This window comes from Chitinophaga sp. 180180018-3 (assembly GCF_037893185.1).
Lineage (GTDB): Bacteria > Bacteroidota > Bacteroidia > Chitinophagales > Chitinophagaceae > Chitinophaga.
Genome location: NZ_CP140772.1, coordinates 2,308,056 through 2,324,705, shown reverse-complemented (window position 1 = coordinate 2,324,705; position 16,650 = coordinate 2,308,056). Strand labels below are relative to the sequence as shown.

At 48.2% G+C, this 16,650-nt stretch carries 12 protein-coding genes; 8 read left to right on the top strand and 4 right to left on the bottom strand.

Annotated elements, in window-relative coordinates:
* Positions 1–14: 14 nt before the first annotated feature.
* The 4 genes from UNH61_RS09395 to UNH61_RS09380 form a co-directional block, all read right to left on the bottom strand.
* Positions 15–1,784, bottom strand: coding sequence for an SGNH/GDSL hydrolase family protein (locus tag UNH61_RS09395; protein ID WP_326991834.1), 1,770 nt, complete (start codon positions 1,782–1,784; stop codon positions 15–17).
* Between the two features lie 55 nt (positions 1,785–1,839).
* Positions 1,840–3,987: an SUMF1/EgtB/PvdO family nonheme iron enzyme gene (locus UNH61_RS09390; RefSeq protein ID WP_326991833.1), complete on the bottom strand. Its 2,148-nt coding sequence runs from the start codon at positions 3,985–3,987 to the stop codon at positions 1,840–1,842.
* A gap of 15 nt (positions 3,988–4,002) precedes the next feature.
* Positions 4,003–4,920, bottom strand: a complete 918-nt coding sequence (locus UNH61_RS09385; RefSeq protein WP_326991832.1) for a TIM barrel protein — start codon at positions 4,918–4,920, stop codon at positions 4,003–4,005.
* 212 nt (positions 4,921–5,132) lie between these two features.
* Positions 5,133–6,590 carry an alpha-L-fucosidase gene (locus UNH61_RS09380; protein ID WP_326991831.1) on the bottom strand — a complete coding sequence of 486 codons (1,458 nt, stop codon included), beginning with the start codon at positions 6,588–6,590 and terminating at the stop codon, positions 5,133–5,135.
* Positions 6,591–6,781: 191 nt separating this feature from the next.
* Here UNH61_RS09380 and UNH61_RS09375 point away from each other — a divergent pair, with 191 nt between their 5' ends.
* The 8 genes from UNH61_RS09375 (at position 6,782) to UNH61_RS09340 (ending at position 16,646) form a co-directional block, all read left to right on the top strand.
* On the top strand, positions 6,782–7,792 hold the full coding sequence (locus UNH61_RS09375) for a histidine kinase (RefSeq protein WP_326991830.1): 1,011 nt from the start codon (positions 6,782–6,784) through the stop codon (positions 7,790–7,792).
* Positions 7,789–8,484: a LytTR family DNA-binding domain-containing protein gene (locus UNH61_RS09370; protein ID WP_326991829.1), complete on the top strand. Its 696-nt coding sequence runs from the start codon at positions 7,789–7,791 to the stop codon at positions 8,482–8,484. The genes UNH61_RS09375 and UNH61_RS09370 overlap by 4 nt, the downstream gene beginning before the upstream one ends.
* Positions 8,485–8,586: 102 nt before the next feature.
* Positions 8,587–10,569, top strand: coding sequence for a TonB-dependent receptor plug domain-containing protein (locus UNH61_RS09365; protein ID WP_326991828.1), 1,983 nt, complete (start codon positions 8,587–8,589; stop codon positions 10,567–10,569).
* A 19-nt stretch (positions 10,570–10,588) separates the two neighbouring features.
* On the top strand, positions 10,589–11,227 hold the full coding sequence (locus tag UNH61_RS09360) for a hypothetical protein (protein ID WP_326991827.1): 639 nt from the start codon (positions 10,589–10,591) through the stop codon (positions 11,225–11,227).
* Positions 11,228–11,245: 18 nt separating this feature from the next.
* A complete protein-coding gene (locus UNH61_RS09355) occupies positions 11,246–11,497 on the top strand; it encodes a hypothetical protein (RefSeq protein WP_326991826.1) in 252 nt (83 codons plus the stop codon).
* Positions 11,498–11,631: 134 nt separating this feature from the next.
* Positions 11,632–12,201, top strand: coding sequence for a sigma-70 family RNA polymerase sigma factor (locus tag UNH61_RS09350; RefSeq protein ID WP_326991825.1), 570 nt, complete (start codon positions 11,632–11,634; stop codon positions 12,199–12,201).
* A gap of 77 nt (positions 12,202–12,278) precedes the next feature.
* A complete protein-coding gene (locus UNH61_RS09345; protein WP_326991824.1) occupies positions 12,279–13,319 on the top strand; it encodes a FecR domain-containing protein in 1,041 nt (346 codons plus the stop codon).
* 87 nt (positions 13,320–13,406) lie between these two features.
* Positions 13,407–16,646: a TonB-dependent receptor gene (locus UNH61_RS09340; RefSeq protein ID WP_326991823.1), complete on the top strand. Its 3,240-nt coding sequence runs from the start codon at positions 13,407–13,409 to the stop codon at positions 16,644–16,646.
* Positions 16,647–16,650 lie beyond the last annotated feature (4 nt).

The window sequence follows — 16,650 nt, the reverse complement described above, 5'->3', positions numbered from 1 at the left end:
GCTAACTGCCAGCACTAGAGGCTGGCAGCTATTAGTTTCGCAATTTTTTCATAACCCGCCTCATTCGGATGTAAGCCATCACTGAAAAGACTTTCATCTATTTTCCCATCCGCCTTCAGGAATTGCTTACCTGCATCAAGGAACCGGATATTCTTTTTATCAGCGAGTTTGCCAATCAGCTTATTGATGCCGGCTACCCTGCCTTCCATATTTCTGCGGGGCAGAATGGCCAGCAGAATGATTTTGGAAGATGGTTGCCTGGCCTGGATTTCCTTCAACAGAAACCTGATCCCGGTGGTAATCTCTTCGTCAGAATTTATCTGCAGATTATTGGTACCAATCAGCATGACGATATCATGCGGAGCAATGCCGTCCAGCTCTCCGTGTTGTACGCGCCAGAGCACATTCTCTACACGGTCCCAGCCAAAGCCCATATTCAGCGGGTTCTTCGGCTCAAAGTATTTATTCCACGAGGTGACGCCGTTTCTTACACGGGCAACCGGATTGCCACCCCAGAAATGTGTGATGGAGTTGCCGATGAATACAACATCCGGACGGTGTGTCTTGTTATATTCCATCACCTCATTGTGCCGGGTTTCCCAATCATACGTGGCAGCATCACGACGTTGTGTAATGGGTATAGTGGTGGATGTTGTTCCCGCCGGCATATGCAGAATTTCCCTGATCTTCTTCGTGTAGGCATTTGCGTAGTTCATCATCCCAATATCATTGGGGTGGGTACCATCTACCATGCTCTCAATATCCTGGCCTATATCCGCCTTAGTGAGCAGGTAAATGTTTTTCACGCCCGCCTTTGTGAGCGAATCCATCACTTCGTGCAACGTGGTATTGGCCCGTTCATAGCTTTCTTTCCTCGCTATGTTGGTACCTTCATTGGTGTATCCGTCGTGATCTGTCAGTAAGATTGGCGTACCGGGGTGCTTTTGCTGCAGCTGGCTAACAGCGTCGGTTATACGTTTTTTTAGTACTGCTCCTGCATATTCCTGCTGAACAAGATTCGGCAGGCAATCGAGCACGAATACACGTGCATCCAGTTCGCCTACGAAATCCAGGACTTCCTTCTCCAGCCGGCCGTTGCCGGAAAATCCCAGGTTGATCACCGGGCTTTCCAGTTTCCGGCTCAGGATATTGGTCCACGCCATGCCCGTACGCGATGCACAGGCCCCCTGCGCAATAGAAGTACCGTACACTACTATTGGCGCTTCTTTGCGAACCGGCAGAGGTTTTATCATGCTTTCTTCCGGCACCATCACCGAAAGCCATTGTACTGAATTATATAACGGGAGATATAAAGTGTACTCGGTATTCTTCACATGCTGGTCATTCTTCCGCAATCCCTCAAAACGATACACCACTGTATCACCAAAATCGTATCGCCCTGCGCACCATAACCAATTTCCATCAACACTCCTGGCATACATATCCACGCCGCTCACGCCGGTGGCAGCCATATGCGGCATCGCTTTATCGCCCCCTACTTTGTATTTCACAATAATTTCGTCTGCATCGCTCCTGAAACGCAGGCTCAACCCTGCACTGCTATTGGATAAATGCCAGACATGATCGCGTACTTTCCCTTCTGCCCTCGCCGGCAGCCTGTCGTAATAATTCTTCAACCCGGATTTCCATCCCTGCCCCTCCAACGCATATACGGAGTCGGTAGTGGCGGGAGTCCATATTTTATAGATACGCGGCGCCTGCGCAGCGCATATGCCGGTTGATAGAAGCCAGGTTGCAAGACCTGTTAATAATTGTTTTTTCATAATGAGATCTAAAGGCAATATTAACTATTCATTGTTCATTGTTCACTGCTTGTTATCAGTTATCCACTATGCAACGGAATCCCAGCGTGCCTGCACGGTCCATTCCCGGCGACATCAGCAGGTATTTTCCGTGGCGTGTGAGCTCCTTTGCATGGGGGAAATACCAGTTCGAGGTTTGCGGACGATAGTAGCTACCGCCTTTCAGCACGGCCGAACGGGTATGTGTATCTGTATATTCATCGGTCCATTGCCAGATGTTACCGGTAAGATCCATGACACCGAATGGGCTGGCGCCATTGGGATAGGCGTCAACGTTAGCCGGGCCCACCGGCTCCCTGGTAGTATCTGTTGGCGGCATATTGGCCGGGTTGGCTGCTCCCCATGGGAAGGCCCGCCCGTCTGTTCCCTGGGCCGCATACTGCCATTCCCATTCATGCGGCAGGCGTTTGCCCGCCCAGGCGGCATAAGCTCTCGCATCTTCAAGACTCACCCAGGTAACAGGCTTCTGCTCCCAACCAGCTGGATACATACCGTTTTTCCAGTCTTTCAGGAAATTGTAATCATCTACCGGATGGTAATGCGTAGCATCCATAAATCGCCTGAACTGCTGGTTGGTGACCGGGTAGCGATCGATGTAGAATGATTTCACCGGCATCGTATGCTCGTGCGACCGCTGCGGATGCTGTTCCCACGGATATTGTACGCCGATGGCGGCAGGCAATTCATTTCCTTCTATCATCACCCCTTCCGAAACAAAACGATATGCATCGGTAGCGGGTATGAGCACCATGCCTTCCGGCGCTTTTGCGGGCTTCGGAGTAGCCGGCAGATCTGTGATCTGCTGTGGCAGTGGATTCCAGGTATCCGGTAAGTTATTGACAGGTGTTTGTGCCAGCTGATGAACCTGTTCCAGGAAACGTTGCAGTACTTTCGTAGCTGCGTTGCCGTTAACCACCACTACAGCGCCATAGCCATTACCTTCCATCGGGAAACTGAGCTGCGCTTCATTTCCCGTTACTTCCGGCTGCAGCTCCACACCATTCCAGGCATCATAGTAACGATTTCCTGCGCGATGCGGCAGGCGGATCTGAGGGCCCGTTTTCGCGGTATTGTCGCGGTTCACCAGCGTATACACTGTGGCAGCCTTACCCGGGAACACCGATGCGAACACACCTGCCTGCTGTACCGGCACATGCGGCTCCCATTTTTCGCTGCTCCAGACATCCGGAAACTGCCGGTAGATCATCCTGATTCGCCGGATGACTGCCGCATAACGCTCCGGTACCTGATTCCAGACACCCCAGATATTTTCCCAGGCATTATACCCAATGCCATTGAAGAAAGCGTACTGTAAATTACTTACCTTATCAACCGCCCAGCGGTCGGTGATATGCACCTGGTGCCGGGGTTCCAGCCATTTATAAAGGCTGACGCCGGGAGTATATTCAAACTTGCCTCCCCAGTTATTCCAGTAATAACCCCAGCTCATCGTATTCCACTCCACCATTTTCAGGTCGCGGATATGGATTTCTGGTTGCAGAACGAGCGGGTAACGGGCAAGGGTATACGCATCTTTAAAATCTTCTGTAACGCCATTCATGGTATCTCCGTTCAATCCATCGGCGCCCAGCTCCTTCATTTCCTGAATCAGTGCAGTGGCCATAGGTATGGATATACGGCGGGTGCCATTATCCCAGATCATGATAGGGAAAAATACTTTTACGCCCCGTTTATGGAATTGCCGGATCATTTCTTTCACCCCTTCCTTTCCTCCCGGCATGGCGGCTACGAGGTCGAACTGGTTCCGGTTGTCGATACCGATATTCGGATAAGTAGGCCATACCAGCACGGCATCCAGTCCGCCGTAACGCCGCTCCAGGTCATTCAGGAAACGGTCTACCGTATATTTCCGGCTTACCGGATCGTATAGGAAACGATCGTGCGCCATGATCTGCGCATACATAGCTACGGCGCCATTGCTGCTCAGCTCTTTCCGGGTGTATTCGTTACCGTTATATTGTAATCTGTTCTTTTCGTGTGTGCGCCACTGTTGGAGTGAGTCGAGCCACTGTGCACGTTGCCCCTGAGTAGCAGGACCGGCAATCAGCTCTTTTTCAACGCCCTGCAGGCGGATCTGTTGCGCATAAATCATAGATGGCGCTATCATTGTCATGATAGCGCCCAGTAGAGATGTTGATTTCATGTGAACGTGGTTTTCTTAGTACCCCCATTGCTGCATCACCGCGAGATCTTCCTTCACAGCGGCCAGTGGAGCCTGTCCCTGGTAGGATTCCTGTTCCACAATAAAATGACGGGTACCTCCCATTTTCTTACCAAGATCGATGATTTCTTTCACCGGTATAATTCCTTTCCCGAGTACGGTACTTTCATATTCGCTGCCCATTTCTCCGCCTTTGGCAGCTTTGATCTCATCCTTCACATGCATCAGTTCAAAACGGCCGGGGTATTGTTTGAGTATATCCAGCGCGCGGCCACCGGCATGGTACATATTACCGATATCGAGCTGCTGGGCTACCAGGCTTTGATCGGTATGCTGCAGGATCAGGTCGAACAGCTTCTTGTTATTCAACTGCTGGCTGAACTCGAAATCATGGTTGTGGTAACCGAATTTCATACCGGAACGTTTGCAGAGTTCCCCACTCTTATTAAATACTTCCATATAACCCAGGAAGGTATTATAGTCTTTACGCAGACTTTCATCCAGCCAGGGGCTGATTACGTAATGCTGCCCCACAATCGCCGCATCTTCTACCGTATGTTTCCACTCATCAGTAAAATCTTTCTTTGCTGCATCCCAATGCTGCTTTCCCATTACGGTATGGCCACTTGGCATTTTCAGGCCGAGACCGTCCAGCAGCTTCCGGAACTCCTTAGCGGAATAACCGTAAAATTTACGCTGGCCGTACCCTGCATGCTCTACATTCTTATATCCCATTGCAGCCAGCTGTTTCAGCGTGCCGGAAGGATCCTTCTTCATATCTTCACGTATGGAATACAGTTGTACTCCCAGCAATGGACGGGGAGCTGTACCTGCCAGCAGGTTTTTCGACAACAGGGCGGTGCCCGCCAGCGCGAGCGAACCTTTCATCAGGAAATTTCTTCTTGAAATACTCATAATAAAAATATTTTTAAATATTGACGGATACCGCCTGTACAGACAAGCAATAACGTGAAATCCCGGGAACCGGCAGAGGGCTCCGTCATCTAAAAATATACTTTTTAAAATTATTTTTTATTAAAAAGAATTACGAAATAGAAAATAGCCCGAAGGCCTTAGTGGAAATATTATCCGCTAAGGCCTTCGGGCTATTTTCTGTTTCGTAGTTCCTAATTCGTAATTTTCACCACAAACAACTCTCCCACTTCCCCCGGCTTCAGTCCACTCAGATCTACTACACAATCCTTACCCTGCTGCTGCCATTTAATGGGCTTATTAGCCGTTTTACTGCCCAGAATGCTCATGGTAGTGTTCCTGGAAGGGGTATACCCACGGATGGTAACCTTAGGCTCGTAACCTGGTACAAAACAGTATACAGCGCCAGGTTTCTGCGTAAAGAACATCTCCACATTGGCGTGATCCGGAGATTTTTTCACCAGGTTGGTAATACTGTACCCCGACATAAAGCTCGCCTCTTTGCCCTCTGGTCGTTTTCCGGTGCTCCACTGACGATCGGTTTTCCAGGGCTTGGTATCATAAATGGCTTCTCCATTCACTTCCAGCCATTTACCAATGTCGAGCAATTTTTGCTGCATGATCACCGGAATCCGGCCATCTGCCGTGGGGCCTATATCCAGTAACAGGTTGCCGCCCCGGGATACGATATCTACCAGCATCAGGATAAGATCGCTGCTTTTCTTGTAGTCGTCGGCCGTTTCCATGCGGTTGTAGCCGTAAGATTGACCGATACCCTGGCTTTCCTCCCAGATGACACCGGGCTGCATGCCTGAACCATACTCTGAAGTAAGATAGGTGGCGCCATTGTTTTTACCACGGGTATTACTGCCCCAGCGGTCATCTACCACTACCTCATCCTTTACGGGCGACTCATTAAACAACCATGCCAGCAACGAAGGACTATGCCAGGCGGTATCCGACATATCCCACTCCCCGTCAGAGAAGATCACGGATGGTTTATAGCGGGTCACCAGATCCTTAAACTGTGGTGTCATCACTTCTTTAACGTACTGCTGCTTGTCTTTCTGCCAAACGGGGTTAAACCATTCGTACAACGAATAGTAATATCCCATGCGCAGGCCTTCCTTACGCACTGCATCCGTCAGATCGCCCAGCAGATCACGTTTAGGCGTTCCCGTAACCGCATTCCAGGAATGGCCCCAGGATTCATTCGCCTGCTTATTGTCCCAAAGGCAGTAGCCTTCATGATGCTTAGAGGTAAGTACCACATACTTTGCACCACTGCGGCGGAATACATCCGCCCATTGCTGAGGATTGAACAGCGATGCGTTAAACTGGCTTTCCAGGCTTTCGTACGTAGAGCCCTTACCGTAGTTTTTCTCCTGGAAGGCAACTACCTGCTTATGTGTGGCATCGTCCTGATTTCTCAACCGGTACCAGTACCATTCGGAATAGCCTCCCGGGCCCACTACGGCGTAAGACGGCACCGCATAAACGCCCCAATGTATAAAGATGCCGAATTTGGCGTTATTGAACCAGGCCGGAATCCCCCGCTTATTCAGAGAGGCCCAGTTGGGCTCGTACTTTTGTGCAAATACGATATATGTGCTTAATAACAGCAATAAGGTACCCAGACTTCGTTTTATCATAAGTGGTTTTTTACGTGTTCAAAATTAGCAACTTCCTGTACCTGTGTTAATGTTATTTTCTCTGAATGTAATGATTACTTCCCATCGGCACTTCTGCCGGCTTTATCGCTACAAATGCCGTTGTTGTCTACATCTCCCGCTCAACTACTATTCCCGTGAAAAAATTCAGTAGCTTTATTCTATACATAAAAATGAAAAGAGGTATTCAGGTAAAAAAGGTAGTTATCACACTTCATATCCTCATATGGAGTATTATTTTACTGCTCCCCTATCTTGTTTCAGATGCCGCCAGCAATTACAGGATGGGAGCCATTCCCGGGCCTTTCTTCACCATATCCGGCGTGATACACATGGGGATCTTCTATATTCACGCTTTATATATTTATCCCAGGCTGTGGAACAAACAATGGTGGTGGCTATATTTCCCGGCTGTGTTGTTACTCATCGGTATTTCTTTTCCGCTGAAGTATAACATCATGACGCATTGGTTCCCGGAAATGGCAAAAGACTATACCGTTTATAGGTTTGTTTTTGCGCCTTCCGTTGGTATATATCTTATCAGTCTCGTTTACTGTCGCATTACAGAAAAGATCAGGAACGAAAAAATCCAGTCGGAAAAAAGGGCAGAACAACTCAACAGCGAACTGAAATTTCTCCGTTCCCAGGTAAGCCCTCACTTCCTGTTCAATGTGCTCACCAATCTTGTTTCGCTGGCACGAAAAAAATCCGATCAGCTGGAACCCGCACTTATCATGCTTTCCGACCTGATGCGTTACATGCTGTATGATACTACTGGAAAGAAAGTATTGCTGTCGAAAGAGATCATGTATCTCAACAGCTATATAGCATTACAGCGCCTGCGCTTTGGCAATGAGATCAATATCAACAGCCAGATCGACACCACAAAAGCCGACGCCAATGCTGCCATAGAACCGATGCTGCTGATACCCTTTGTGGAGAATGCCTTTAAACACGGCACCGGCAATATCGTAGTCAGGCTTGTTGTTAACAGCGAATCACTGCTATTCGAAGTACAGAATCATTTTGATACCGATCCCGCCGCCAGCAAGGATGAGAGCTCAGGTATCGGATTGGCGAATGTAAGATCAAGATTACAATTACTCTATCCCGGCCGGCACAAATTAACCATCGTAAAGCAGGAACCGGTATTTCATGTCACTTTAATACTTACCCTCTCATGATACGTTGTATTGCAGTTGATGATGAACAATTGGTACGGGAGTTACTGGAAGACAACATACGCCAGGTGCCTTTCCTGCAATTGGTCAAAACCTGCAGGAATGCATTGGAGGCATTGGATGTGATACAGCACGAACAGGTAGATTTGATGTTTCTCGACATTCAAATGCCTAAACTAAGCGGACTGCAATTGTTACAATCGCTGCCACAGCCACCTATGGCGATCCTCGTTACGGCATACGAATCATACGCACTGGAAGGATACAACCTGCAGGTGGTCGACTACCTGCTGAAACCCTTCTCTTTTGAGCGTTTCCTGAAAGCCTGCACCCGCGCACAAGAACTGTACCGGCTCAAACAGACGCCCACAGCCGGCGCCGGGCCACACTCTTTTTTTGTGAACGTGGAATATACACAGGTAAAGATCATCACAGATGATATCACTTATATTGAATCACTGAAAGACTATCTGAAAATCCATCTCTCCGGTACTACCAAATCAGTGCTCACCCGTATGACCATGAAAGCGATGGAAGAAAAATTACCATCAGGTGCATTCATTCGCACCCATAAATCTTACCTCGTGGCCACCCGCAAAATAACTGCTATCAAACGGGATCTTGTTTGCATTGGCGCGGAAGAAATTCCTGTCAGCGAATTCTACAAAGAGAATGTAAACAAGCTGCTGCATTAGTGCATCTTACCGGTGTTGTCGCCACACTTTCCCGTGATGTCGTTTCTCCAGATTTACCCTTGTACTTCCCTATAGCTTTGCCTGCAGATCATACTTCAGGCGATGAAAACAATACTGCTATCCATAACATGTTTAAGCTTTGCTGCAGCGGCGCAAACACCTTCGGACACAACGAAGAAAACAAGGGCGCTGCATGAAGTAGTAGTAAGCGCCGGGGCATTTGAAGCCAGCGATAAAGCTAAAGGAGCTTCACTCACGCCTATCGATGCCGTTACTGTTGCAGGCAGCAATGCTGATATTACACAGGCATTGCGCTCTCTTCCGGGTGCACAGCAGATAGGCGAACAGGCCGGGTTGTTTGTACGCGGCGGCACCGGCGACGAAACACTCCAGTTCATCGACGGCACCCTGCTGAAAACGCCTAACTACCCTGCCGTGCCCGGCGTTACGCAATATGCACGTATCAATCCGTTTCTTTTCAAAGGTATACTCTTCAGCTCCGGCGGCTATTCTGCATTATATGGTAATGCCATGAGCAGCGCACTGATCATGGAAAGCACCGACCTGCCCGAGAAAACTTCCGCCAGCTTCAGCGCCTTCACCGGCAATCTTGGTGCCGGTATGCAGCAGCTGGCAAAGAATAACAAAAGCAGCTTCGGGTTTAATATCAATTACAGCAATCAGTCGCTCTACAATAAGATCATCCCGCAAAAGCCCGATTATTTCACCGGTCCTTCGTACCTCGATGGCAACATAAACTTCCGCATCAAAACCGGTAAAACCGGGATGCTGAAATACTACAGCAACTGGAGCTATAGCAACGTAAGCATGTACAATCCGGACATCGACAGCAGCGTACTTCGTGCAGGCTATAAAGTGAACGGCTGGAACAGCTATCACAACCTCAGTTACCGCAGCCTGCTCTCCGATCAATGGAAGCTGGACGCAGGGATTGCTTACAGCTACAACCGGGAGCAAACCCATACTACGCTGATCGATGAAAAGAACAAACCGGTGGAATCGCCCTGGCCGTGGAAAAACAATCTGCGTAACATTCGAACAGATTTTGCACAGGCAAGAGTTGTATTCACTCACTTCATGGGAAGAGGCCAGGCATTGCGGTTTGGCGCCGAACATTTTTATACCAACGACAAAGGTACGTCCAACGACAGTCTCCTTCACCTGACCGATCACCTCACCGCAGCTTTTGCAGAAGGGGATATCTATCTGGCTCCCAATCTGGCAGCTAAAGCCGGCGTACGGGCAGAGTATTCGTCCCTGCTGCGCAAAATGGTGGTCGCACCCCGGGCCGGGCTCGGCTATCGTATGCCCGATGGCAGCCAGTTCAACCTCGCCTATGGTATCTTCTACCAGGAGCCAGCCAGCGACTTTCTGTACCAGCCCAACAATCCCGGCTTCTCGAGCGCCACCCACTATGTATTGAATTATACACGAAAAGCCAATAACCGTTTCTTACGGGCTGAATTATACTACAAACAATACCGCGATCTGATAAAAACAACACCTCAGCTTAACAATAACGGTGACGGCTATTCGCAGGGAGCCGAATTATTCTGGCGGGATAAGAAAACCTTCAAAAACCTCGACTACTGGGTCACTTACACCTACCTCGATACAAAACGCGATTTCCTGAACTATCCGTACAGGCTGAGGCCTTACTTCGCAGCGCCACATACCGCTACCATTGCCATCAAAAAATACTTTCCGGACATCAACACTTACGTGAATGTTTCCTGGGCAGTAGCTGCCGGGCGGCCCTACTATAATATCAACAACAATGGCCTCATCACTGATGAAGGCACAACACGCCCTTACAGCGTTGGCAACCTCCACGTTGCCTACGTCTGCTCCTTCTTTAAGAACCGCAAATGGAAGGATTTTTCAGGCATCGCCGCCGGCATCAACAACCTGACAGGCAACAGGCAGGTATTCGGATACAATTACAGTTACAACGGGCTTATTAAACAACCAGTAACGCTTCCCGCTGCAAGGGTATTTTTTATCGGCGTATTCATGAGTCTGGGCATAGACCGTACAAGCGATTTTCTTGACAACAATTTATAATCATCTTAAAAAAACAAACATGAAAAAACAATCCATCATCCTGTTCCTCCTGATCATATGCTGCTACACAGGCTTTGCTCAAAACAACAATTTACATGCACTCATTGCTAAACTGGATCAGGCACAAACAGTGAAAGATTACGAACAACTGGAAAAAACATTCTCCGCTACCAGCAGCAGCCCATCCTGGCTGGCCCCATACTATGCAGCGCTATGTAATGCTAAGATCGGGTTCCTGCTTCAGGACGACGGAGAAAAAATAGAGCCCTACAGCAACCAGGGAGAAGAACAAATCAAAAAAGCTATCTCCCTGCTGGATACTGCACGGCAACACAAAGAACTGGCTGAAGCTTATACCGTGTTAAGCATGGTGTATCGCACCAAAGTGTTCATTAACCCAATGACATACGGACGGAAATATGGCACGGCATCCGACCAGTACCTGAAACAGGCCAGAGCGCTGGATCCGCAAAACCCAAGAGCACTGTATGTTGCTGCGTGGGTGAAGTACGCCACTCCTAAAATGTGGGGCGGTGATAAAGATCAGGCCAGGCAGCTGGCTACAGAAAGCCTGAAAAATATCGGTACTGCCGGCACAGATGATCTTCCTCATTGGGGAAAAAACGACGATCAGGCATTGCTGAACAAAATCAAATAACTTTTAAATTATAGAATTATGATATTTCTTGTTTTGATCCGATTGTTGTTCGTTGCGAGCATGGTATTCATTATCGGATACATATTCGGTGGTTTTTCTAAAAAACCAGCCCTGGCTACGCTGAGCAGGATCGCAGCCATATTGGTGATCCTGTTATTTATTGGCACCAATATCCTGCTCACCAGGCTGGCTATACAGCACTTCAGAGGCCCCTGGTGCCATGAACGGGAAGCAGTGATGCCCGCACCTCCGGCCGGAACCAGCAAATAAAAAAGGGGGGGCATACCGGCTAAAGCCCCCTTTTTTTATATTAACACGCAATGATAATCATAATATAACCTGGCCAGTATTTTTGTTTGTTTGCCTGACAGTATTTTTGGTGGTCAGAAATATGTGCACCAGAAATGACTATGCTACTCAACAAAGCTGAAGTTGCTGCATTCGACAGTATCTATCATCAATATCACCAGGCCGTGTTCAAAAATATCTGCAAGCTGGTTCCTCAACAGGAAGCAGCAGAAGATATCCTGCAGGAGGTATTTCTGGCATTATGGAACAACCGCCATAAACTGTCACTGACAAGCGAAGTAGACCGCTGGCTGTTTGTGGTAAGCTATAATAAATCCATTCAATACCTGAAAACAGCCGCCAAAGAAAAAAGCCTGCTGGCCTTACACCCCGAACAGCCTGTATCTACAGACGACGATAACTTCGCTATTCTGAAAGACATGCAGCTGCACCTGATCAGCGATGCCATTGAAAAATTATCTCCCAGAAAAAAAATGATCTTCCGGCTTTGCCGGCTGGAAGGAAAATCGTTGCAGGAAGCTGCTTCTATCCTCGGCATATCTCCGCATACAGCAAAAGAATATCTCAAAGCATCCTCTGCCTTTATTAAAACATATATCGCCTCTCAGCAGGCCACCGCACCCCTGGCGGGTTTGTTGTTCCTCAGTATCTACTTCGGATACTGATGTTCGTTAGTTAACAAATTGGTAACATAGCATCCTCCCCCCTCTTTTCCGGTTGTTGAGTTTTTATAGATGAATACATGGAACAGTTCTATTTACTATTAGACAAATTCAAAAAAGGACAGGCCAGCGCCGCAGATATTGCTCAACTGGAAGCCCTGCTGCAGCAGGGAGCAGATGAACCATTGAAAGCTGCACTACTGGAAGCTTATCAACGAAGCATCGCTGAAAAGGAACAGGTACTGTCTCCGGGAAAAACTGCCGCCATATTAGACCGGCTGCATGCCTCCATGGAAGCGGAAGCCATAGCCGCATCCCTGCATCCGGTAAGAAAGCGGTCGCTGAAAGCGATACTGCTTCCGCTATCGGTTGCCGCCGCCGTATTGATACTTGCCGGATCAGTTTACCTGAAATATCAAATAGATGCAGAAAGGAAAATAAAAGCGGCAACAGCCATAGCAGCCAGTCATACTATCAGCAACAACGGCAGCGAAATAAAAACACTGGCGCTGACCGATGGATCTGTTATACAGTTGGCGCCTGGCAGTATGCTTACGTGGAAAGACAGTAGCATGGCCACACTGCGCCGGCTAACACTGCAGGGAAAAGCGGAGTTTATTGTGCATGCTGATATCAAAAGACCTTTCATTGTTGAGGCAGCCGGCATCACCGTTACTGCATTGGGCACCACCTTCACCGTTAATACGCTGGTGGAAAACAACGTTGCAGTAAAACTATCAGAAGGTAAAGTACAAATACATACAAAAGATAATAACGAGGATGTTTACTTGTTACCGGGAGAAGAATATGCCATTAATACTATCACCCGGTCATTCGATATCAGGAAGCCCGGCAGTACCGGAAAAGTGCCTGCCAGCGCTATTCCAGAGGTCAACAATGTAGTGCTTTCTTTCAGTAATGAGCCGCTCGACCAGGCCCTGCACACACTGGGAGCACACTTTAAAACACAGATAAATTTTCAGCAGGAAGATGTCAGAGCGTTGTATTTCACAGGTAAAGTGCTGAAGAAAGATTCCCTGAAAAGCATCCTGGCTGCAATATGCGCCATGAACCAGCTGGAACTCAGGACTACAGGGGATAGCATAACGATCAGTAAATAAATAGAATAGCCCTTTTACAAAATTGACATATGCTGATACAGCATGTGCAGGGGGGCTTTTTTGTAAATCGCATAAATACATCATCATATGATCAGACTTTTAAAAAGGTACTCCCGTATTCTTTTATTATTGCTATGTGCCATTCACACATATGCGCAGGAAGCCGGCAAACCTGTACTGGTGAAAGGAAGTGTGGTAAGTGAAAACGGTGAACCACTAATCGGTGTATCCATTTCCGTTAAACAACGGAATGGTAAGGAAACCTACAATGCGTCTACCAATGAACGCGGCGTATTTCAGTTCCAGGGCCTGAAAGCAGGCGCTCAGTACGATTTCTCTTTCAGCTTTATCGGCTATGAAAACAACAGGGTAAATGGCTTTGTTGTAAAAGAAGGAGAAGGAAATCTGCTGCTGGTAAGGATGAAGGAATCCAGTCATGGTTTGAATGAACTGGTAGTTGTAGGATATGGCAGCCGTAGCCGTAAAGAGCTTACGGGCTCTGTAGCATCCGTTCGTTCTGCTGATCTGATGCAGCAGCCTGTTACGTCCTTCGATCAGGCACTGGCCGGTAAAATGGCCGGTATACAGGTGATGCAAACCAACGGCGCACCCGGAGGTAACGTATCTATACGTGTGCGTGGTGTTGGTTCCATCAGCGCTGGTAATAACCCGCTGTTTGTGATAGACGGTATGCCGGTCACCAACGATACCCGCAACGCCTCTCCCGGTGTGAACAGCTATCAGCAACCTGCCAACCCACTGGCTGCTATCAACATAAATGATATCGCTTCTATTGATGTTTTGAAAGACGCCGCCTCAGCAGCTATTTATGGTTCCAGAGGCTCTACCGGAGTAGTGCTGATTCGCACCAAAAAAGGTACTGCCGGCAAACTGACGGTGAATTATGACGTCAACTACGGCATTCAGAACGTGAATAAACACGTGGATGTACTCAATGCTTATGATTATGCACAACTCGTATACGACGGCCATAACAACGCTTATCTGGATGCGGTGCCTACCGGTAAACCTACCGATCCTAACAGTGTACGCCCTAAGAACCCATCTACCTGGGTACCTCCGCAGGTACTACCTTACCTCGCCGGACAAAAAGGGCTGACCAACACCGACTGGCAAAAGGAAATCTTCCGTACGGCGCCTATGCAGAGCCATACTGTCAGCATCTATGGCGGCAGCGACAACCTCTCCTATTACTTCTCGGGTAATTATCTCAATCAGGATGGTATCGTTATCAACAACAACTATAAACGCTATTCCAGCCGCTTCCGGATCGATGGTGGCAGCAAACGGTTCCGTTTTGGTGTAAATATGAATCCTTCGTTTACAGATAATCACCTCGTAAATGCGGAAGGCCCCTGGTTTGCACCCAATTCAGGTGTGGTAGCACTGGCGCTGGGCTATGCGCCTATCTTCCCGGTGCGCAACCCCGACGGTACTTTCGCAGATTCCGTAAACGTTTGGGGATACGGACAAACCAACCAGCTGAATCCGGTAGCTGTTGCTACGCTGATCAAAGACCGTATGAAGAATTTCCGCCTGATGGCCAACGCCTATATGGAATATGAAATACTTTCCGGCCTGAAATACAAAATTTCCGTAGGCACAGATATCAATACTTTCCGCAGAGATTACTACCGTCCTTCTACACTGCCCATCCCGTCGGGTACACTGCCTTCTGTGGCCACTGGTTTCTCCAATACAGATCAGTATACCAACTGGCTGATGGAACATACCGTGACCTATGCAAAGGCTTTCGGAAAACATAAACTGGATGCTTTGGCAGGCTTTACAGTCCAAAAAGAAAACCAGGAACATAACACACTCACCGCTATCAACTTCCCAACAGATATCGTAACTACCCTCAACGCCGGTCAAATAAACGCGGGTTCTTCCTCACAGGAACAATGGAGCCTGAACTCCTGGCTGGCAAGGGTGCAGTACAGCTATGCAGATAAATACTTCCTTACCGGTTCTGTCAGAAGAGACGGTTCCTCCCGCTTCGGCATCAACAAAAAATGGGCGTCATTTCCCGCCATCTCTGCTGCATGGCAGGTATCCAACGAGCCATTCTTCAAAAGCATAAATGCTATCAGCTCCCTGAAAGTAAGGAGCAGCTATGGTCTCACCGGAAACTTCCAGATACCCAACTATGGCTCACTTGCACAGCTGGCCAACTACAATGGCACCAACAGCACCAACAGTAACTATATACTCGGCAGTCAGACGCTCGTGAACGGCGTTTCCGTGGTAACACCTGCTAACCCGGATCTTACATGGGAAAGCACCGCCAGCTTTGATGCAGGAGTTGAAATAGGATTTTTTAAAGATGCACTCAACCTCACCGTCGATTACTACAATTCCAACACTACCAAGTTGCTGCTGAACCTCCCTGTACCGGGAATATCCGGCTTCAGCACCTATCTGCAAAATATAGGCGCGCTGAATAACCGCGGTGTGGAAGTGACTTTATCGTATAATAAGAAACTGGGTAAAGACTGGTCGCTCGAAGGCAATGCCAATATTTCATTCAACAAAAACAAGGTAACCAGACTTGGGCCCTCCGGTGCTCCGATCGTCGCTACCGGCGGAACCGGTAATGCTTACTTCATCACCAAGATCGGCGAAACAATCGGTTCTTACTACCTGTACGTTGCCGATGGCATCTACCGCGATAAAACCGATCTGGAAACGTCCGCTAAAACCAGCAACCCTACCTATGTAGGTGACCTGAAATTCAGGGACATCAATGGCGACGGTAAGATAGATGCCAACGACAGAGCCATCATCGGCAGTTTCCAGCCTAAGTACATCTTCGGTTTCAGCAATACCTTACGTTACAAACAACTCGATTTCAGCTTCTCTATTCAGGGCAGTCAGGGTAATAAAATCCTGAACCTCTTCAGACGTTATATCGCCAATGTGGAAGGAAACTTCAACAACCTGAGCTTTGTAAAAGGTCATTACGTTTCGCCGGATGATATCGGTACCGGCTATATCAACAGGGCTAACCGCCTCGCTACCGGTGGTAACGGGATCACCTCCTCCTGGCATGTGGAAGACGGCTCTTTCGTCAGAGTACGGAACATCGCACTGGGCTATAATTTTCCATCCTCTTTGCTGAATCAGATTCATATTTCTGCAGTGAGAATATACGGCGCTGTGCAGAATCCATTCACCTTCACCAAATATTCACTGTTCAATCCTGAGATCAGCAACCGTACCGATAATGCGCTGACTGCCGGGGAAGACTATGGCTCCTACCCGCTTGCGCGTACTTATTCTCTTGGTCTTAACATCACTTTTTAACGAA